21 protein-coding genes are annotated in these 18970 nt (G+C 36.1%); 7 read left to right on the top strand and 14 right to left on the bottom strand.

Annotated features, from left to right (window positions below):
- Positions 1 to 5 precede the first annotated feature (5 nt).
- From ACKVQX_RS09140 to ACKVQX_RS09150, 3 genes are read right to left on the bottom strand one after another with little or no spacing between them, the layout of a single operon-like run.
- A complete protein-coding gene (locus ACKVQX_RS09140) occupies positions 6 to 716 on the bottom strand; it encodes an exonuclease domain-containing protein (protein WP_068451367.1) in 711 nt (236 codons plus the stop codon).
- Entirely contained in the window at positions 716 to 1543 is an 828-nt protein-coding gene (locus tag ACKVQX_RS09145; protein WP_068451364.1) for a DUF294 nucleotidyltransferase-like domain-containing protein, read from the bottom strand. The genes ACKVQX_RS09140 and ACKVQX_RS09145 overlap by 1 nt, the downstream gene beginning before the upstream one ends.
- Positions 1521 to 2813, bottom strand: coding sequence for an ammonium transporter (locus ACKVQX_RS09150; protein ID WP_087680017.1), 1293 nt, complete (start codon positions 2811 to 2813; stop codon positions 1521 to 1523). The genes ACKVQX_RS09145 and ACKVQX_RS09150 overlap by 23 nt, the downstream gene beginning before the upstream one ends.
- Positions 2814 to 3142: 329 nt before the next feature.
- On the opposite strand from ACKVQX_RS09150, the gene ACKVQX_RS09155 reads away from it, so the two are divergent.
- The gene (locus ACKVQX_RS09155; protein WP_231726976.1) at positions 3143 to 3484 is read left to right on the top strand and encodes a DUF3817 domain-containing protein; all 342 of its coding nucleotides are present in this window, start codon (positions 3143 to 3145) and stop codon (positions 3482 to 3484) included.
- Between the two features lie 49 nt (positions 3485 to 3533).
- Here the strand turns inward: ACKVQX_RS09155 and ACKVQX_RS09160 are convergent, their stop codons facing one another.
- Complete coding sequence (locus tag ACKVQX_RS09160; RefSeq protein ID WP_121176960.1) at positions 3534 to 4919, bottom strand: NAD-dependent succinate-semialdehyde dehydrogenase; 1386 nt, start codon at positions 4917 to 4919, stop codon at positions 3534 to 3536.
- A 3-nt stretch (positions 4920 to 4922) separates the two neighbouring features.
- Entirely contained in the window at positions 4923 to 6233 is a 1311-nt protein-coding gene (gene gabT, locus ACKVQX_RS09165) for a 4-aminobutyrate--2-oxoglutarate transaminase (RefSeq protein WP_409136224.1), read from the bottom strand.
- Positions 6234 to 6321: 88 nt separating this feature from the next.
- Between gabT and ACKVQX_RS09170 the strand changes: the two genes are divergently transcribed.
- Positions 6322 to 7734 (top strand): PLP-dependent aminotransferase family protein, encoded by a 1413-nt coding sequence (locus ACKVQX_RS09170; RefSeq protein ID WP_409136225.1) that lies wholly within the window; start codon positions 6322 to 6324, stop codon positions 7732 to 7734.
- 79 nt (positions 7735 to 7813) lie between these two features.
- On the opposite strand, the gene ACKVQX_RS09175 is transcribed toward ACKVQX_RS09170, so the two are convergent.
- Together ACKVQX_RS09175 and ACKVQX_RS09180 are read right to left on the bottom strand one after the other, a co-directional pair.
- Positions 7814 to 7978 carry a hypothetical protein gene (locus tag ACKVQX_RS09175; RefSeq protein ID WP_409136226.1) on the bottom strand — a complete coding sequence of 55 codons (165 nt, stop codon included), beginning with the start codon at positions 7976 to 7978 and terminating at the stop codon, positions 7814 to 7816.
- A 261-nt stretch (positions 7979 to 8239) separates the two neighbouring features.
- On the bottom strand, positions 8240 to 9115 hold the full coding sequence (locus ACKVQX_RS09180) for an alpha/beta hydrolase (RefSeq protein WP_409136227.1): 876 nt from the start codon (positions 9113 to 9115) through the stop codon (positions 8240 to 8242).
- 282 nt (positions 9116 to 9397) lie between these two features.
- On the opposite strand from ACKVQX_RS09180, the gene ACKVQX_RS09185 reads away from it, so the two are divergent.
- Entirely contained in the window at positions 9398 to 10375 is a 978-nt protein-coding gene (locus ACKVQX_RS09185) for a tRNA-dihydrouridine synthase (protein ID WP_068451347.1), read from the top strand.
- A gap of 21 nt (positions 10376 to 10396) precedes the next feature.
- On the opposite strand, the gene ACKVQX_RS09190 is transcribed toward ACKVQX_RS09185, so the two are convergent.
- Complete coding sequence (locus tag ACKVQX_RS09190; RefSeq protein ID WP_170214709.1) at positions 10397 to 10564, bottom strand: hypothetical protein; 168 nt, start codon at positions 10562 to 10564, stop codon at positions 10397 to 10399.
- A 217-nt stretch (positions 10565 to 10781) separates the two neighbouring features.
- Between ACKVQX_RS09190 and ACKVQX_RS09195 the strand changes: the two genes are divergently transcribed.
- A complete protein-coding gene (locus tag ACKVQX_RS09195) occupies positions 10782 to 11519 on the top strand; it encodes a hypothetical protein (RefSeq protein ID WP_409136228.1) in 738 nt (245 codons plus the stop codon).
- A gap of 43 nt (positions 11520 to 11562) precedes the next feature.
- On the opposite strand, the gene ACKVQX_RS09200 is transcribed toward ACKVQX_RS09195, so the two are convergent.
- From ACKVQX_RS09200 to ACKVQX_RS09210, 3 genes are all read right to left on the bottom strand, one after another.
- Complete coding sequence (locus tag ACKVQX_RS09200) at positions 11563 to 11868, bottom strand: excinuclease (protein WP_285215349.1); 306 nt, start codon at positions 11866 to 11868, stop codon at positions 11563 to 11565.
- A gap of 65 nt (positions 11869 to 11933) precedes the next feature.
- Positions 11934 to 12506, bottom strand: coding sequence for a hypothetical protein (locus tag ACKVQX_RS09205; RefSeq protein ID WP_338838145.1), 573 nt, complete (start codon positions 12504 to 12506; stop codon positions 11934 to 11936).
- A gap of 53 nt (positions 12507 to 12559) precedes the next feature.
- Positions 12560 to 13543, bottom strand: coding sequence for a YafY family protein (locus ACKVQX_RS09210; protein ID WP_068451335.1), 984 nt, complete (start codon positions 13541 to 13543; stop codon positions 12560 to 12562).
- A gap of 376 nt (positions 13544 to 13919) precedes the next feature.
- Here ACKVQX_RS09210 and ACKVQX_RS09215 point away from each other — a divergent pair, with 376 nt between their 5' ends.
- Positions 13920 to 14465, top strand: coding sequence for a glutathione peroxidase (locus tag ACKVQX_RS09215; protein ID WP_336663694.1), 546 nt, complete (start codon positions 13920 to 13922; stop codon positions 14463 to 14465).
- A 46-nt stretch (positions 14466 to 14511) separates the two neighbouring features.
- Here the strand turns inward: ACKVQX_RS09215 and ACKVQX_RS09220 are convergent, their stop codons facing one another.
- The 3 genes from ACKVQX_RS09220 to ACKVQX_RS09230 are packed head-to-tail and all read right to left on the bottom strand — an operon-like array spanning position 14512 to position 16085.
- Positions 14512 to 15117: a hypothetical protein gene (locus ACKVQX_RS09220; protein WP_409136229.1), complete on the bottom strand. Its 606-nt coding sequence runs from the start codon at positions 15115 to 15117 to the stop codon at positions 14512 to 14514.
- Positions 15110 to 15610: an SH3 domain-containing protein gene (locus ACKVQX_RS09225; protein WP_338838148.1), complete on the bottom strand. Its 501-nt coding sequence runs from the start codon at positions 15608 to 15610 to the stop codon at positions 15110 to 15112. The genes ACKVQX_RS09220 and ACKVQX_RS09225 overlap by 8 nt, the downstream gene beginning before the upstream one ends.
- A gap of 19 nt (positions 15611 to 15629) precedes the next feature.
- Entirely contained in the window at positions 15630 to 16085 is a 456-nt protein-coding gene (locus tag ACKVQX_RS09230; RefSeq protein ID WP_068451324.1) for a hypothetical protein, read from the bottom strand.
- A gap of 162 nt (positions 16086 to 16247) precedes the next feature.
- Here ACKVQX_RS09230 and ACKVQX_RS09235 point away from each other — a divergent pair, with 162 nt between their 5' ends.
- Both ACKVQX_RS09235 and ACKVQX_RS09240 read left to right on the top strand, forming a co-directional pair.
- Positions 16248 to 16574, top strand: a complete 327-nt coding sequence (locus tag ACKVQX_RS09235; protein WP_325943619.1) for a nucleoside triphosphate pyrophosphohydrolase — start codon at positions 16248 to 16250, stop codon at positions 16572 to 16574.
- Positions 16571 to 18934: a DEAD/DEAH box helicase family protein gene (locus tag ACKVQX_RS09240; protein ID WP_409136230.1), complete on the top strand. Its 2364-nt coding sequence runs from the start codon at positions 16571 to 16573 to the stop codon at positions 18932 to 18934. The genes ACKVQX_RS09235 and ACKVQX_RS09240 overlap by 4 nt, the downstream gene beginning before the upstream one ends.
- Positions 18935 to 18970 lie beyond the last annotated feature (36 nt).

The following is an 18970-nucleotide window of genomic DNA, read 5'->3' on the forward strand; positions in this document are numbered from 1 at the left end:
TTAACCTACCTTTGAATATATTGACTATAGAGTTGTTCTAATGTATTGATGTCATATTCCTGTAATTGTTCGACTAAGGCAAGCCAGAGCTGCGCTGTTAACTGTGCATCTCCTAAAGCATGATGACGATTTTTAATCGGCACTTGATAATGTGTACATGCTTCATCTAATGTTATAACAGAAGACGTTACATCACATACTTGCAGTGCGATATGCGTATCAATAATGCGATGTTGGAATTTCTTTTGAAAACATTTTAAATAATACGTTTCTAAAAAATCACGTTCATGTTGGGCATGATGAGCAATCAAAGGTCGGTGTCCGATAAATCGCATAAATTGTTCCAATACATCCCTTAACGGAAATGCATTTGCAATCTCTTTATTTGTGATTCCCGTCAGTTCTTCTACCTCTTTTGAAATCCACCCTTGAATTTTCGTCAGCGCATAAAATTGCTCCGTTGTTACCTTATTTCCCCTTACTTTAATGGCACCAATCGATAAGATTTCATCTCCTCTTAATGCCTCAAAACCTGTTGTCTCGATATCCAATATGACAAATTCATTTTGATGAAAAGGTTGGTCAAAATCACGTGCTAATCGAACTGTTTTCTCTAGTCTTCGTAAATAAGCCATTTGCTCTTTCGAAGCGACTTCATTCGTTAGTCCCGTATGTCCACGCCCAACGAGCTGACGAAATAAGGTTGAAAAATTCATTATGAACACCCGATTCCAATTTTTTCTCTCACATCATTGTGTAATTTACGAACCGATTTCACAAGTTCTTTTATAGCTTTTCGATTGGATGGCTGAATTTCGACGAAAGAAGGCTCTGTCATTCGAATTTCCATAATGGCATCATATAGCTTACAATCTTGTTGCATGCCCGCCATCTTTTGTAATCTTCTACTATTGATGTAAGGTACATATACTGCATTTTTAAAATCGAAATATTTCGATTTTTCTAAAATCAATTTCCCTAATGGTGTCATACTTTTTTTTACCCACGTCGTCGTACAAATATATTTTTCAAGTTGTTCATGACTTTGAGGTTCCGTCCAGTTTTTCACCATCTGTTCATATGATTTATCCCCATAGACAATACGTAAATCATAAAGCATTTGCAAATGACGAGTCGCTGTTATGTCATCACTGCAATACCATTCCATGAGTTGTTTTTGCCATTCATTTAGCGAACGACACCATGCACGTTCACTCGCCATAACGCCACCATCACAGTAAGAAAAGCCAATTTGGTGTAGACCATCTGCAATCTCTTGTCCTAATTGTTGAAAATAGCGCTCATGTCCATCCTCTCTATACATAATGCCGTGGTCTTGATCACTTGTTGGAACTAATTCTCTGCGTCCACCACTACCGATTACAAACCATGCGAAGTGACAAGGTGGCTCAGGGTATTTTTTTAGTGCAATTCGAATGACTTGAATCATCGCCCGATCATATAGACCATTTAAAGAACGAATGCCGAGCTCATCTTGCTGAACATCTTCTAACCATTCTTTAATTTCTGTGTAGCTTCTCATCGACTTCACTCCACACTTCTTGTTCACGACGCTTCATATGTTCTGGATAACCAAAACTACCATGTTCACTTAAATCAAGTCCCATAATTTCTTCCTCTTGTGTCACACGTAAAGTTCCCATGATTTTTTTCATGATATACAAGATGATATATGACCCGAAGAATGCAAAAGCACCACATGTCACAACACCTAGTGTTTGAACCCATAATTGTTCGAAACCACCACCATAGAATAAACCCGCTTTGCCGACTACAGCTAATTCAGGTGTTGCAAAGAATCCAGTTGATAGCGTTCCCCAAATCCCTGGTACACCATGCACAGATAATGCAAAAATCGGATCATCAATACGTCGCGCTTCCAAGAAACGAGCGCTATAGAAACAAACGATTCCAGCGATAAAACCGATGATGACAGATGCATATACGTCAACGAACGCACAAGCAGCTGTAATAGCGACTAACCCAGCTAATGCCCCGTTTAAAATAGACGGAATATCCGGTTTGCCAAGTACTACCCATGAAATTAAAGTTGCAGCAACAGCACCTGCTGCGGCAGCTAAGTTCGTATTTACAGCTACAAATCCGAAGAAAGCTTCATCTACTGATACAGTTGAACCTGCATTAAAACCAAACCAACCTACCCATAAAATCAAAACAGCCAGTGCTGTATAAACTTGGTTATGACCAGTAATACGATTAGCTGAGCCATCTTTATTAAATTTACCAATACGTGGTTTTAAGAGCATTGTTGCAGCAAGTGCCGCCATCGCTCCAGTTAAATGGACGACTGTTGAACCAGCGAAATCTTGTTCACCGCGTTCTGCTAACCAGCCACCACCCCAAATCCAATGTGCGATGACAGGATAGATGAGTGCGCTAAATAGAATAGTGAAGATGACATATACAGAGAACTTTGCTCTTTCTGCAAAACCACCGAGTGCGACGGTTACAGAAATCCCTGCAAAAGCAAGTTGGAATAAAAAGAAGACGGTTGTAGAAAGGCTCGCATCTTTAATTTGCTCACCTGAAAAGAAGAAGTCGGTCATACCGACGAAGAAGTTTGCATTACTACCGAATATAAAAGCGTAACCTACTGCCCAAAATACGAGTGAAGCGAGACCAAATGTAAAGACTGTCTTACTCGCAACATGTCCTGCATTTTTCATGCGAGTTGACCCTGCTTCTAATAAGATAAAACCGCCAATCATAAATACGACTAAAATTGCACCTAACATTGTCCACAAACTGTTCATTAAAAAAGAAACATCCATTGCATAACCTCCCAAATTTTATTCATGTCAGTTTTCCTAACATGAAAGTTTTATATTTCATATTTTACAGAAAAAAACGATGTAGTCAAATGTTTTTTCTGAATATTCTTTTTAACATGTCAGTTTTTCTCACATAAAAAATCTTCAAAAGCTTTATTTATTCTACATTTCTTATCTTTTTTATATTTATTAAATTTTTTTCTGGAAACGCTTCCTAATTTCTTTTTAAAACAATGTTTTTTCGCTAAATTGGTATTTTTAACCTTTTTCTGTTCATATTCTATTCATATTCACCCGACATACTAGAAGAAAAGTGGAGGTGTTCATGTTTGGAAAGAAAAGAGATTAAATTTTTACGTACAATGGGCATTTGGGATGGTATTTCATTATTAGTCTTACTCGGTATTGCGATGCCGTTAAAATATTTTGCAGATCTGCCAATCGCAGTTCGTATTACAGGTAGTGTGCATGGCGCAATCTTTATTACATATGCAATTGCAATTCTTATCGTGCAATTGCGTGTAAAATGGGCATTTTTCTACAGTGTTATTGCAGGTGCAGTAGCCTTTATTCCTTTTGGTAACTTTGTATTTGATAAGCACATCAAAAGGTATAGTGATTCATTACAAGCAAAAGAGAAAAAAGCAGTTCAAAACACAGAAGTTGTTTAAAATGAAAAGAGGTCAGGGAAAAATTCCCTTGACCTCTTTGTTATGTGGTTTATAAACCTATTGAGATATATTTTGTTTCTAAATACGGCTCAATTCCTTCGACGCCACCTTCACGTCCAATACCTGATTCCTTCATACCACCGAATGGAATATGCGCACCAGACGGCGCACCATCATTCCAACCGACAATACCATATTGTAAGTTTTCACTGAAGTATAGTCCTGTTTTATAGCTTTCTGTGAAGAAGTATGTCGCTAAACCATATGGCGTATCATTCGCAATTTGAATCGCTTCATCAAATGACTCAAAAGTAGTAATTGGAATGACTGGCCCAAATGTTTCTTCATGCATAATTTGAGAAGATAGATCCACATTTGTTAGGACAGTTGGCTCTACGAAATAGTAACCTTTTTCATCATCAAAATCATATTGATTACCACAAAGAACTTCCGCACCTTTTGAAGTTGCTTCTTCAATTTGTTGTTTGATTTTATCGAAGCCTTTTTTATTAATGATTGGACCTAGATCCACATCTGCTTCTAAACCATTACCCATCTTCAACTTACGAACGCGTTCTACCAACTTCTCTGTAAACGCTTCTACAACATTCTCATGTACGATGAGACGATTCGGTGAGACACATGTCTGACCTGCATTACGGAACTTTGCCATAACCGTTTGCTGTACAGCTAAATCTAAATTTGCATCTTCTGCTACAATAATTGGCGCATGACCACCTAATTCCATTGTTGCATGCTTCACTGTATCCGCACATTTTTGCATGAGTAGTTTGCCAATTGGTGTCGAACCTGTAAATGTAATTTTACGAATCGCTGGATGTGACGTAAATACGTCGCCTACCATTGGCGCATCACCTAATACATATTGTACAGCATCTTCTGGAATCCCTGCTTTATGCGCTAATTCGATTAAACGAATCGTTGTCAGCGGTGTTTCTTCTGCTGGTTTCACAATGAATGTACAACCTGCTGCGAGTGCTGGTGCTGCTTTACGCGTCATCATCGCTGCTGGGAAGTTCCATGGCGTAATCGCTGCTACGACACCAATCGGTTCTTTCGTTACAACAATACGTTTGTTTTGTACATGCGCCGGAACCGTACGTCCATATACACGTTTCGCTTCTTCCGCATACCAATCAATATAACTCACTGCGTAGTCTACTTCACCTAGCGCTTCTGCTAATGGTTTTCCATTCTCTAATGTGATGAGTTCACCTAGTTCTTGGCGATTTGTGCGAATCATCGCTGCCCATTTCATTAAAAGAGCTGAACGTTCATGCGCACTTAACTTCTTCCATGACGTGTAAGCTTCTTTAGCACGATCTACTTTTTCAACTACTTCTGCTTCTTCACTTCGTGTTAGCGTATGAATAATTTCACCCGTTGCAGGGTTCGTTACTTGAATTGTTGTCATCGGTTACGCCTCCTTCGCTGCTGCTTCGAATGCACGATCTAAAATCGCTAAACCTTTTTCTAATTCTTCATCTGTAATAACAAGTGGTGATAAGAAGCGAATGACATTTCCTTTAATGCCTGCTGTTAATAATAGTAATCCGTTGTCGTTTGCATATTTTGCAATCGCTGTTGCTGCTGCTTTATTTGGCGCTTTATGCTCATCTACTAATTCCACTGCGACCATTGCACCTAGACCACGAATATCGCCTACAAATGCATATTTTTCTGCATAGCCATGTAAGTGTTTTGTTAACTTGTCACCTAATACTTGTGCTTTTTTACATAACTGCTCTTCTTCAATAATATCAATTACTGCAAGTGCCGCTTCACATGCTACTGGACTTCCTGCATATGTACCGCCTAATTCACCTGCTGTTGACACTTCCATCATCTCTTTACGACCAACAACCCCACTAAGTGGTAGACCTGCCGCTAGTGATTTCGATACCGTCATTAAATCTGGCTCTACATCAAATTGCTCAATCGCAAATAATGTGCCTGTACGTGCAAAACCTGTTTGAATTTCATCTGCTACAAAAACAATATTGTTTTCTTTACAGAAGTTCGCAACGGCTTGTACGAATTTTTTAGGCGGTACGATAAATCCACCTTCACCTTGAATTGGTTCCATGACAACACACGCCACCATCTCCGGTGCAATTGTCGAGATAAAGAAGTCATGGAATTGCTCGATAATATGATCTACATAAGCTTCATCTGTAATGCCTTTTGGTTTACGGTACATGTATGGATAAGGCGCTTTATAAATTTCAGGCGCAAATGGTCCAAATTCATATTTATAAGGCTTTACTTTTGACGTCATACCCATTGTTAAGTTGGTACGACCGTGATAACCGTTTGTAAAAGCTACAACAGCTTGTTTTTTCGTATATTTACGTGCAATTTTCACTGCGTTTTCAACTGCTTCTGCACCTGAGTTTAATAAAACGACTTGTTTTTCAAAACTTCCTGGTGTAATTTCTGCTAATTTTTCTGCTAAACGAATATAAGAATCATACATAATGACATTGAAACCAGGGTGTAAGAATTTTTCTACTTGGTCTTTGACAGCTGATACTACTTTCGGATGACTATGACCTACGTTTAATGTACCAATGGCTGCTGCGAAATCAATCCAGTCATTACCTTCAATATCGACGATTGTTGCCCCTTTTGCTTCTTTCGCAACCGCAAGATTTCCGTTACTTACCCCTTGTACTACGTATTGCTTGCGTTTTTCAACTAATTCTTTTGTTTGATTTGTTTGTAACATTTCATTTCCTCCTTCGTTTCTTTTTTCTAATTATGCCCTTTTTTGGTACAATAAAAAGCACCAAGTTTATAAAAAAAAGGTACCAGAGGTGATAAGATTGCAGATTCAAGTAAACTCAAAAGGAAAAGGGCGCTTTATTTACCAACAAATTTATCGTCAAATTAAAGAACAAATTCTAAGCCATCAAGTGCGTGCACATCACAAATTACCACCAAAACGTGAACTCGCAAAATCACTTGCTGTTAGTACGAATTCAGTTGCGACAGCTTACGACCAGCTTTTGGCTGAAGGATATATTTATACAATTGAACGACTTGGATATTTTGTAGAGGAAATTCAGCGCTTTGATATTAACGACCAGATTACGCCCTCATTCCCTGAAATACTAAGAGAAGAAGAAAGTTCGCGTGAGGGATGGATTTCGCTCTCTCATATGAATGCAAATCCGAAATTATTCCCTTTTCGTAAGTGGCTGAATTGTCAGGCGAAAATTTATGAGGAACATATGGATGAATTAAGTGAAATGCCACATACACAAGGACCTTACATACTACGGAAAAATATTGCGAATTTTATTTATGCGACGCGTGGTGTGAAGTGCGAACCTGAACAAATTATTATTCACGCAACAAGTCAGGGGTTAATGGAACGTCTCTTAATGTTGCAGACAACTAAAACAGCTTTTGCAGTTGAGAATCCGGGCTATGCAAGATACTATCAACTTCTACAACGACATCAGTTTAAAACACACCTCATTCCACTTGATGATCACGGGATTGATGTAAAGTATATTGAGCAGACGAATGCACAGTTTGTCATCACGACACCTTCTCATCAGTTTCCAACAGGCACTATTATGCCGATTTCAAGACGTGTTGAATTACTCAACTGGGCTTCACGCGATGAACAGCGCTATATTATAGAGGATGATTATGATAGTGAGTTTAAATACCAAACGGACAATGTTCCTTCGCTTCAAAGTTTGGATTATAACCGAAAAGTCATTTATATGGGGACATTCTCAAAAACATTGTTACCTGGAATGCGTATTAGTTATATGGTACTTCCAACAAAACTATTGGCAGCTTATCAAGAAGCATTTCCACTTGAGATTCAACCAGCGAATAATTTAGCACTTTATACGTTGAATGAATTTATCGAGAGTGGGCAATATGAAAAACATATTCGAAAGATGACGAAACATTATGAGGAGATTCGAACCGCATTAATTGAAGCACTCTCTAACAATTTGACGCGTGATCTTGTGATTTACGATATTCCTGCTGGACTTCACTTTTTAATTGAAGTACCTACATCAAAATCTTATGAAGAAATCGAACAAGCAGCACAACAAGAGAAGTTAGAACTCTATACATTAAAACGTTTTTCATTGAATCCACTACCACTTATTCAGCGCAATCGTTTACTTGTGATTGGCTTTGCAAATATTCAAATGGAGGAAGTAGACGAAGCCATTCAACGACTGGCGCGCTGTATTTAAATATAAATCTATAGGCTTTAAAAAAACGAAATCGCTTCACACAATGCGATTTCGTTTTGATGTTATACGTGTCCTTTCATTATTTCGCCACTTCTTCAAATGCTCGACCTAAAATGACCAATTCTTTTTCACATAACTTTTCTCCATGTACATTAAACCCAGGTAATAAAAACTTCTCTGCTTGCTCTTTTACAGCAGCTACAACTTCCGGGTGATTATGCCCAACATTTAATACACCAATCATAGATACAAAATCACTCTACTGTTTACCACCTAAATCCGTAACCGTTGCGCCTTTTGACAATCGCTAAATTCCCATTACTTACACCACGTACAATATATTGTTTTCTTTTTTCAATCCATTCATTCGTTTATTCTGACTAAGACATACAATTTCCTCCTTTGATTTATAAAGATTCCTTCTACAATCATTTGCACTTATACCCTTTTCAATAATGAAAAAGCAAACTAGACAATGTATGCACTAGTTTGCTGTAATGTTTGTTTATTTGAATGTATTTGGTTGATTTGTTTGCAAGAATTTTGTCACTGCATTCGTTACTTGAATCGCTTCTGCATTTTCATTCGTTCCAATCAAACCCGTTAAGTCCGAATGAGATAATTCATGTGTTGTGAGTAAATCAACTGGTTCGCCTAGTTTTTTTGCAGCCTTTACGAATTTCGTAGTTGATGCGTCCTCTCTTGAGATAATTAACATCGGCGGAACTGCTTGCTGACCAAGATAAGTACTAGGTGAAGCTGCTTTCCATACATTCGGATTTTTTCCGTAAACTGATTTATATTTCGGGACTTCTTTAATAAAGTCGCTCATATCAAGTGGTCCTTCAATATTAATAACACCGCGTATCGTATTAAGTGGTAATCCTACTTCTTTTAAGTATTGAGGATCTAATGCAACCAATGAGGCCAAATGTCCTCCTGCTGAATGCCCCATCAATGTAATTTGATTGGCATCTAAATGATATTGATCCGCATGATCGACAATCCACTTCATCGCAGCTGCTACATCATTCGCTTGGTCTTGATAATTGCCTACCGGTGATAAGCGATAATTCATCGAAATAAAGGTGTAACCCTTTTTGTTAAAATAACCTGGTTTTTTACCTACATTCGCTTTATCTCCTGCATACCAACCACCGCCATGTATATACAGTACAACAGGCGTTTTCTCTCCTTTTTTTAACCCTTTTTGATAAATTTTTAAGTCTTGATTCGCCTGTTCTCCATATGAAAACTCGTGCTTTGCATCAAATAATTCTGCACTTGTATAGTCGGCCCTCATTGAAAATACACCTACACTAATGACAAGTAATAATAATACAAATAACGGGATAAAGATTTTTTTATTCAGTTTTCCCAAATCGAACACCTCTTTACAAAATTTATATTTTATAAAAAATGTCATTTCGTAAGATTTTTACTATCATAAATAATTGTAATTTTAAATAAAGTACCCTTTTTTATGGTTATTAATATATCACCTTTATTCAAACATCGCACGTAAGTTGTCTTGTCAGATAACAAGATAAAGAAGATTTTTAAATTCTGATTTTATGAAGATTATTTTTGTGCAGGATGCGCGAATAAATGATACTATTTAGGATAGTGAAAATTTTATAGAAGTATGCAAGGAGAAGATACGATGAGTAAGCAATCAGAAAACTTTTGGCAAGATTTACCGAAGCCATTTTTTATATTAGCACCGATGGAAGACGTAACAGACGTTGTATTCCGTCATGTAATTAGTGAAGCAGGTCGTCCTGATGTGTTCTTTACTGAGTTCACAAATACAGAGAGCTTCTGCCACCCAGAAGGTATTTATAGTGTACGTGGTCGTCTTACTTATACAGAAGATGAACAACCTCTTGTTGCACATATTTGGGGAAATAAACCAGAGATGTTCAAAGAGATGAGCATCGGTATGAAAGAGATGGGCTTTAAAGGGGTCGACTTGAATATGGGTTGCCCCGTAGCCAATGTTGCTTCACGCGGTAAAGGGTCAGGTCTGATTAACCACCCTGAAACAGCAGCGGAAATTATTCAAGCCGCAAAAGCAGGCGGATTACCAGTTAGCGTAAAGACACGTCTTGGTTATACAGATGTGAATGAATGGCGCGAATGGTTAACACATGTTTTAAAACAAGATATCGCGAACTTAACGATTCATTTACGCACACGTAAAGAAATGAGTAAAGTGCCTGCTCACTGGGATTTGATTCCTGAGATCAAACAATTACGTGATGAGATTGCACCGAATACATTATTAACGATTAATGGCGATATTCCTGATCGTAAAGTCGGCTTAGAATTAGCTGAAAAATACGGCATTGATGGTGTCATGATTGGCCGTGGAGTATTCACAAACCCATTTGCATTTAGCGAAGATCCACGCGAACGTAGTGTAGAAGAATATTTAAATCTTCTATTGCTACAACTTGAACTATATGAAAAATATGCAGAAGAAACACAACGCCCTTATAATCATCTACATCGCTTCTTTAAAATCTATGTACGTGGATTTAGCGGCGCAGCTGAGTTACGCAATAGCTTAATGCAAACCAAGTCAGTTGAAGAAGCACGCAGTATGGTGGAAGCTGTACTAGCGAGTGAAGTAATCTAATATATGAAACCCGAATGCCCATCATTCGGGTTTTTTTGTGCCTTTTATCATCGCCTTCACCTTACAAACTTTGCATTGTTGTGGAAGCAAATCACTTACTTGATGAGGCAAAATCGCATCGCCTATCCGAACTTTTTTAATTTTTTTATGACATGTATCACAATAAATAACTTTTGTTTGAGACTGCATATAATCCCCTCCTATAAGACAACGATACCATTCGTCCTGTACATTTTAATGCACACTTCAGCAATCCAATTTATTATATTTTTGATTAAAATATCATTTTTTCGCGTTAAACTACTCTTTTTTTCAATATGATTCAATGTCAAAATAGGATTTAATCCATATATTACCTTTCGTATTCATTAGGGTATAATAGGATGGATTGGAGGTTTTAGACAAAATGAAATTAAAATTAACTTGGAGTCTATTCATCATTTTAGCAGGGTCTTTATTCTTTTCCGCACAGGTCGACGCCAAATCGACTACTTATTATGCAAAGCCTGATACGTATTTATATGCAAAACAAAGCAAGTCATCTACGAAATTAACTACATTAAAACAGAACCAAAAATTCACAACAACATCGAAAGCATCTGCAACTTATTACAAAGTGAAGATTGGAACAAAAACGGGTTATATCCCAAAATCCAAAGCATTAAAAAAGAAAACATGGTATTACTATGCAGATCAAGCAAACTTATATGGCTATGCGAAAAGAAGTTTCCAAGCGACTTCAACTCGTTTGACGAATAAAAAAGGAACACTATTCACATCAAACGAAACCCCAAAAGCTACAAAAAATGTTTCTTCTGCCCAAAATTTAATTCCTATTACGTATAAAGGAAAAAAATACTATGTACCTTTTATGTATTTGAATATAGGAAAGACCGAAAAACAATTGCGTTCTTATTTTACGAATATTCATAAAGGCAAAGATTACGCATTCCAAGGTTCGTATTTTGACACGTACACATTCTACGACGCAAAACGTGCCAAGACAATGCAAAACTATATTGAACGAAAAGGATTCGTAAAAGCCAGCCCAACCCTTTCTTTCTTCAATCCCTACACATACACCTATAAATTTGAACAGTTTGGTTCGTATAAATATTACACACTGAAAGTGAATAAAAAGTAAAAAAGAGGAGGTATCGCCATCGCGATACCTCCTCTTCTTTATCCTAGCCTTCTACATATACTGCATCAAGTGCAGCCGCAATTTCTTTCATCTTTTCTTCTATGACTGGATGGGAAATTGCTACATAGAGTTCCCCATCGAAGAAACGAAATGGTACTTTCACTTGATCGACATGCCACATAAAAAAGTCACCTTTGATTCTCATCTCAACGCCTTCTTGATTGCGTGACACAAATGCATCTTCATACGTAAAATCAGATTGTGTAGAAAAGAATTGTTGGAAATCTTCCAATGTTAACATTGGCTCCTCTTGCTCATTTAAACGTGTAATTTTATAACGTGTATTCATCGTAAACTCCTTTAACATAGTCGTTACTTATATTATAAAGCTTTGAAAGCTATTCGCAAAGTAACCTATTTAATGACAATCCGATGAATCGTCTTATTCGTCTTTGTATCGACTAGACGAAGCACACCTTTCTCGATTACCGCATCATGCTCTAAATACCAAATCGCCATACCTTCCAGACGATATTTTTTTACAACTTCTTTTGGCAACTCATCTAAATTTAAAAATGTTGCTTGTTGTTTATTAAAGTAGACAGCGTGATTTTTTGTATTTTTCAATAGACCATACATGAGCTGTCCTTCGTATTCTTGATAACCTGTTAGCTTTTCGGAAGTATTTCGATCATCATGAATTTTTGTCCAAATAATACCACGTGTTTTCCAACCCCACATCCCTTTTTGAGCGTAGGTTACACCATACTTATGGTCATCCTTCACAAAAAAGTACAGTGCTTGGTTGTCTGTCTGATGAGCAGGAATCAATGTTAAATTCTTTTCAGCTGCACGAATCGCCTGCTCGGGCTTTTCATACGATGTATTCTTTAAATAAAATAACCATATCACAGCTAATACAAGCACAATAATGCCCACAATCGTGACAGACTTTTTATTAAGAATACCTTCTTTTCGCTGATGCACAGGCAACACCTCGTTTTTACAAGTTATTCCCTACTCATCATAAATAACACGCCTTACTTGACTGGTTGGTATATCTCATATAAATGTTCAAATGTTTTTAAAAACTCCTCACGGAAGGCTTTCGGCTCTAATACCTCTACATGTTCCCCCTGACTCATTAACCACATTTTAATTCCTTTACCGAACACTTCTGCTTCAAAAATCCAACCATCATCAATCGCCATGACCTCTTTTGCTGTTGGTAAACGATCTAATACAGCTTGTTTAGAAGCTCCTGTGAACTTAAACTTCACTTTTAATAAATCTCCTGTATACATAAACTGCACACGTTTACGGAATTCTCCCTCTTGGAATCGTTCTGAATAAGGGATTTTGAAAGATACCTGTTCCGCTTTAATCGACTTAATACGATCAATTCGGTAAATAATTGGATAATCAATTTCTTTATTTGCAGGGTATGCAAGCAAATAGAAATAGTACTCTGAAAAAATAATGCCAACCGGTTTAACAAGATGCTCTTTTTCAGCGTCTGCTAGTTCACGCTGATATGTAATCGTCATGATGTGTTGGTTCTGGATATGCTCTGATAACGTCCAGATTTTTTCAATCACTGCTTGCCCATGCGATAAATCTGTATAGAGAAGTCTTTCGTTCCCTGTCATTTTCTTTAAAATTTCTTGATCCTTTTTATTTACAAGCATTAATAACTTACTTACAATGCTGTCCATCTCATCTTTTTTAAATGCCCTTGAATCCATTAAAACTTTTAAAATCGCTAAGATATGTTGACTATTCAAACGACTTTCATCTTCACCTATACTCAACTGATACACTTTTTCTTTACGATTATAGTCTAAGTATGCATTATTTTTTTCCAATTCTAAAAATCTTCGAATATGATCAATATCACGTTGAATTGATTTCTCACTCGTTTGGAATCTTTGAGATTCTTCCTTCTTTACAAGTTTTTCACCTTTTTCCAGTCGATCATACATCGATAAAATACGATGTATTTGTGTTTCTTTTTCTCGACTCATAACATCACCTCTTTACACTCTATCTTACATAGGTCAATGGTCGTTATATGACCATTCAAAAAATATATAACTAAAATAATTATAACATTTTTCCCCTCAAAAAAGGACTTTATATCTAATGATCGAACTGTTTTTGAATTAAAAACAACAAAAAAAGTTATTTTTAGTATTTATGATTCACATGAAAAATGATTTCACAAAAATCTTAGCGGTTAGATAAGTAAAACAGTATTATTTCCTCTTAAAAATAATCTTAAATAACTATTGCATACAAATCCCAATTTTTCTTTTCAAATCAAATCATTCGTTCTTTTGTTTTATTTTCTTATATAATAGGAGTGTAAAAACCCCTAGATAGAAGGAGGACTACTTACTTATGAGTATTTATAATTATTTAGTAAAGAAACCAAACGGTGAAATTTTATCGATGGAAACTTATCGTGGAAAAACAATGTTAATCGTCAATTCTGCAAGTCAGTGTATGTTTACATATCAATATGAGGACTTACAAAAGCTCTATGCAAAATATAAAAATCAAAACTTCGTTGTACTCGCATTCCCAACGAATCAGTTCGGTGAACAAAACCCTGAAGATGGTGTCACAACGATGACAACATGTAAAACTCACTTTGGCGTAGAGTATCCTGTATTTGATTTAATTGAAGTAAATGGTGAACGCACTGCTCCATTATTCAATTACTTAAAACACGAAGTCGATGTACGCGATGTCGATCAAACGAATATGCAAGAGATGATGGTCATGGACCGCGTAAAGCGTGATTACCCAGACTATTTAATCGGACGTAATATTCGCTGGAACTTCACAAAATTCTTAGTCGATGCGAATGGTCAAGTGATTTCACGCTTCGAACCAACTGATTCACTACTTGATTTAGAACAAGCAATTGAAAAAGTATTATAATAAAAAAAGAACATCCTGTATGATTTACCACATACAAGATGTTTTTTTATTTTTTTAAAGCTACTAATTCAAATGCCTTTGTAATTTCACCTTCATTTATATCTTCGCTTTTAATCATGCCATAGCCTTTAGCATAGTAATCTATAGACTGCATGCTTAAATCTGGTGTTGAAATCCAAATTTTCAATACATGTTTAAAAGTTTTTGCTGGTGTTCGAACTGTTGTATTTGTGGATAAAACTTTATATTTATGACGATCATTATAAGCAGCATCGCCCATATAACCTTTCGCACCCTTTTTTAAATTTCGCGGTAAAATTTGAGAACTTATAATACGTTCACCCGTTTTGTGCTTATAAACAGCTGTGCCATAGACACCTGTTGAATCGCTGCCATAATCAACATACCAGTTTTCATTATTAATTCTCCACATATCTTTGTAAGGACCTTTTAACATATAACGATATGTGACAATTTTAGCTTTTTTACCTTTTTCATAACTTTTAAAAACATATGTTTTATACGTACTTGAGCGTTTATATTTTTCATGATTATATTTTACTTTTGCTTCGACAGTTGAAATCGGACTGTTTCCACTTCCCCATATTAATAAGCCAATTAGGAAAAATAAAATGTATTTTCTTTTACCCATGAATCGCACCTGTTTTACAATTCACACGTCCGATTGTATACCATGTACCATTCCATTTGTGCTGAATGCTATAGTAACCATCTTTACCGTATTTTTTACTTTTCACAAAACGGTATGGATCGTTATCTGCGTAACTTTTTGCATATTTCTTCGCTTTTGCTTTTACGCCTGGAACCCAACTATAAGCACTTGTAAAATTTAAATTACCTTGTGCCACATAGCCCTTTTTATTTTTGTATGTGATTTTATAAAAACCAAATTGATCAGCAATCGGCCAATAGTATTGATCCGAACCTACATCTACGCCACCAATTACTTTAACTGCTTTTCCTTTTGGTACAGTGTACGCTACTTTATAAGATGTACCAGCCTTCACATACACTTTTACTGTTTTTGCTGTTTTAGCGCGGTCATACGAAGCCGCAGAAGCTTGTGTTGACCAGACACTACTAACTAACATTAAAACAAATACCATACTTAGAATTTTTTTCATTTGAATTCCCTCCTCTTATTTATAAACCAATGGATACAATAAACTGCTCATCTTGAATCGCAATTTCTTTAATATGTCCAATGGGAATTGCCTTCACTTTATCAAACGCATTGAGGTCAATCTGAATGACACGCTCATCATATGTCACAACGGGCGGCTTATGAAAAATCTTTTTATGCACTGTACTAAAATCAAGCGGCTTCATCTTTTTCAACTCAAACTGTAGCGCACGCCCCTCTGCATGAACAGGCTTTAAAGAAAGCGTGAAGTGAATATTTTTCGATATACCAAATTTCTTCACTTTCGTATCCCCTTCTAAAATAAGAAGCCCTTCCTCAATCTTCACTTGAAGATCCTCTACCCCTTCAATAGATTGACGCTCTAAAATCTTTTCAAACACAGACGCATTTAACAGTAAATCCACTGCCTTCTTTTCTTTGAAGTCCATAAACCCTGCTTTTAATTGGTCGAACATCTAAAAACCTCACTTCATTTATTTGTAATATCTACCTTCTTTTACAGTATAGAGTTTGTATTGGACGAAATATGACCATAATGGGAAAAGAAAAAGATTTTAAATTGTATATATTGGAAATGCACGTTATTATACTACTATCAATTAAAAGAGGTGATTATGATGCCCGTATATAACAAACTTGTGCGTGACAATATTTTAAACATCATTCAAAAAGATGGTTTACGTTATGAGTCTCGTTTATTAAAACCAGAGGAACATCTAGTGGAAATTAAGAAAAAATTATATGAAGAAGTAAAAGAATTCGACGAAACAACTAATACACATGATGCTTTAGAGGAAATGGCTGATATTTTAGAATTACTTCACGCTGCTCTACGTGTACAAAATCATACATTTGAAGACCTTGAACAGATTCGAGTAGCTAAAAAAAATAAACGCGGCGGTTTTGAAGAAGGTATATACCTTATTGAAGTGGAAGATCGATGAAGTTAATTACACAAAATTTAATAGAAGAATTGAATACACTCAATAAACAATCCAAACAAATTCATTGGATCATCGCATTCGCTATGGTATCCGGTGTACAAAAAACAATCGACACATTAAAATTCGCAATGGAACAAGGTGCTGAAATTCAAATTTTAGTAGGTGATTACTTATCCATTACACAACCTGATGCACTCGCAATGCTTCATAATGAATTACCAAAAGCAGATATTCGCCTATTTCAAACATCGAATCAATCATTTCATCCAAAAGCTTATCTATACCAATCAGATACAGGTTGTCATGTAATTGTCGGTTCATCAAATTTATCTAAACCTGCTCTTACCACAGGAGTTGAATGGAATTTACAAGTTGTTGAACCAACGATTTATGAGGAAGCTTTACATTCATTCTCAGAATTATTTTATGCAGAAAATACTGTGTCCGTTAATTCTTTTTCTATTCATCAATATTGTTCAATTTATGAGCAAAACAAAAAAGCACTTCCATTAATACAACGATGGGAAACAGAAGAAGAAATTCAATTAATGTATGAAGCTAACGACTATAATCGTGTCATATTTGATGACCATTCTTCAGAAGAAGCAGTACTTTCACCAAGACCCGCTCAGCAACTTGCATTACAAGCTCTATATGATACACAAGCTCAAGGATATCAAAAAGCACTAGTTGTTCTTGCGACAGGTTTAGGTAAAACATATTTAGCTGCTTTTTTCGCAAAATCATTTAAGCGTATTTTATTCGTGGCACATCGAGAAGAAATTTTATATCAAGCAAAAAAAGCATTTGAGCATATTTATCCTGACCGCTCAGTTGGTGAATTTAATCGCTACCTTAAAGATATGGAAGCAGATATGACATTTGCATCTATTTATACACTTGCTCAACCACATCATCTTGCTTCATTTGATGCTAAACATTTTGATTTAATTATTGTAGACGAATTCCATCATGCTGCCGCTACTACTTATCAAAAACTATTAAAACATTTTGATCCTTCTTTTTTGTTAGGTATTACTGCGACACCCGATCGTTTAGACAATAAGGATATCTATGCACTCTGTGATGGAAATGTGGCGATTGAAATTCACTTTTTAGAAGCCATTGCAAAAAAGTGGCTTACTCCTTTTCAATATTATGGTGTAAAAGATACGGTTGATTATAGTCAGATCAGATGGTCGGGTTCAAAATATGATGAATATGAATTATTTGAACAACAGACAAAGCAAAATACTATGCAACAAGTATTTGATCAATGGTCTAAATTGAAACAAACACGTACAGTTGGATTTTGTTCTTCTATTCAACAAGCGACCCAACTAACAAAATTCTTTCAGGAAAAAGGTGTCTCTACTGCTACATTGACCGGACAACATACTTCTAAAGAACGTAAATTAATGCGTGATCGATTAGATTCAGGTGATCTTGATATTCTATTTACAATTGATTTATTCAATGAAGGTGTCGATATTCCAAAAGTCGATACACTTTTATTTATCCGCCCGACAGAATCATCTACTATTTTCACACAACAAATTGGGCGTGGTTTACGTTTAGCTGATCAGAAAAAACAATGTGTTGTAATTGATTTTATCGGTAATTATCGCCATGCAGAGAAAAAGCTAAAGTGGCTATCTCCTAAGTTAGAAAGTACGTCTATTCAACCACACATTGCCATTGAAAATACAGAGATTGTATTACATTTCGACTTAGAAGTGATTGATTTACTGCAAGAAATCTTGCGAAAGAAGCAGACAAAACGCCAACAAATCGAACAAGCTTTTCAAGATATGCAGTATGATTTAGGACGTACACCTACTTACCTTGAGTTTTACTTACAATGTGGAATTGACGACGTACCGATCACAAAGGAGTATGGCACATATATTCATTTTTTTAATGCTCTAGATGAATTAGACGCTATTGAAAAAGAAATCTTCATCTCCTTTGAAAAATTATTACTTGAAGTAGAAAAAACGAATATGTCACGAAGCTATAAAATGGTCCTTTTACAAACTATGCTAGAACGCGGTGCAAGCAATTGGTACAAACCGATCACAGCAGCAGAAGTAGCACCGTCATTTATTGCTTACTTAGAAGAACCTTCTCGCAAGCAAATCGAAGCCCTTCCTACCGACTTCAATCAAGTCATTCGTCGCATTGAACAAATGCCCATGACAAAATGGGCATCAAGTAGTAAAGGTCTTGCTACATTCGAAAATGGCTCTTTTGCCTTTCTTATTGATATACCGAAAGAATTTGAAAACATCCTCTTTGAATGGATGCAACAAATTTGTGCTTATCGTCTACATAGACACTTCGCTAAAAAAAGTGAATGACACTATACAACAGGTTGGAACAAAACATATCACTTC

Origin of the sequence: Kurthia sp. ISK08 (assembly GCF_046159805.1) — a bacterium.
Classification (GTDB): Bacteria; Bacillota; Bacilli; order Bacillales_A; family Planococcaceae; genus Kurthia; species Kurthia gibsonii.

What these genes read in the sequence shown, in the direction of transcription:
- ACKVQX_RS09195 (WP_409136228.1), top strand. Translation starts at nt 10,782, where the DNA reads ATGAAATTAAAATTAACTTGGAGTCTATTCATCATTTTAGCAGGGTCT.
- ACKVQX_RS09160 (WP_121176960.1), bottom strand. Translation starts at nt 4,919, where the DNA reads ATGACAACAATTCAAGTAACGAACCCTGCAACGGGTGAAATTATTCAT.
- ACKVQX_RS09220 (WP_409136229.1), bottom strand. Translation starts at nt 15,117, where the DNA reads ATGGGTAAAAGAAAATACATTTTATTTTTCCTAATTGGCTTATTAATA.
- ACKVQX_RS09145 (WP_068451364.1), bottom strand. Translation starts at nt 1,543, where the DNA reads ATGAGAAGCTACACAGAAATTAAAGAATGGTTAGAAGATGTTCAGCAA.
- ACKVQX_RS09215 (WP_336663694.1), top strand. Translation starts at nt 13,920, where the DNA reads ATGAGTATTTATAATTATTTAGTAAAGAAACCAAACGGTGAAATTTTA.
- ACKVQX_RS09140 (WP_068451367.1), bottom strand. Translation starts at nt 716, where the DNA reads ATGAATTTTTCAACCTTATTTCGTCAGCTCGTTGGGCGTGGACATACG.
- ACKVQX_RS09150 (WP_087680017.1), bottom strand. Translation starts at nt 2,813, where the DNA reads ATGGATGTTTCTTTTTTAATGAACAGTTTGTGGACAATGTTAGGTGCA.
- ACKVQX_RS09190 (WP_170214709.1), bottom strand. Translation starts at nt 10,564, where the DNA reads ATGCAGTCTCAAACAAAAGTTATTTATTGTGATACATGTCATAAAAAA.
- ACKVQX_RS09225 (WP_338838148.1), bottom strand. Translation starts at nt 15,610, where the DNA reads ATGAAAAAAATTCTAAGTATGGTATTTGTTTTAATGTTAGTTAGTAGT.
- ACKVQX_RS09235 (WP_325943619.1), top strand. Translation starts at nt 16,248, where the DNA reads ATGCCCGTATATAACAAACTTGTGCGTGACAATATTTTAAACATCATT.
- gabT (WP_409136224.1), bottom strand. Translation starts at nt 6,233, where the DNA reads ATGTTACAAACAAATCAAACAAAAGAATTAGTTGAAAAACGCAAGCAA.
- ACKVQX_RS09230 (WP_068451324.1), bottom strand. Translation starts at nt 16,085, where the DNA reads ATGTTCGACCAATTAAAAGCAGGGTTTATGGACTTCAAAGAAAAGAAG.
- ACKVQX_RS09185 (WP_068451347.1), top strand. Translation starts at nt 9,398, where the DNA reads ATGAGTAAGCAATCAGAAAACTTTTGGCAAGATTTACCGAAGCCATTT.
- ACKVQX_RS09200 (WP_285215349.1), bottom strand. Translation starts at nt 11,868, where the DNA reads ATGAATACACGTTATAAAATTACACGTTTAAATGAGCAAGAGGAGCCA.
- ACKVQX_RS09210 (WP_068451335.1), bottom strand. Translation starts at nt 13,543, where the DNA reads ATGAGTCGAGAAAAAGAAACACAAATACATCGTATTTTATCGATGTAT.
- ACKVQX_RS09175 (WP_409136226.1), bottom strand. Translation starts at nt 7,978, where the DNA reads ATGATTGGTGTATTAAATGTTGGGCATAATCACCCGGAAGTTGTAGCT.
- ACKVQX_RS09240 (WP_409136230.1), top strand. Translation starts at nt 16,571, where the DNA reads ATGAAGTTAATTACACAAAATTTAATAGAAGAATTGAATACACTCAAT.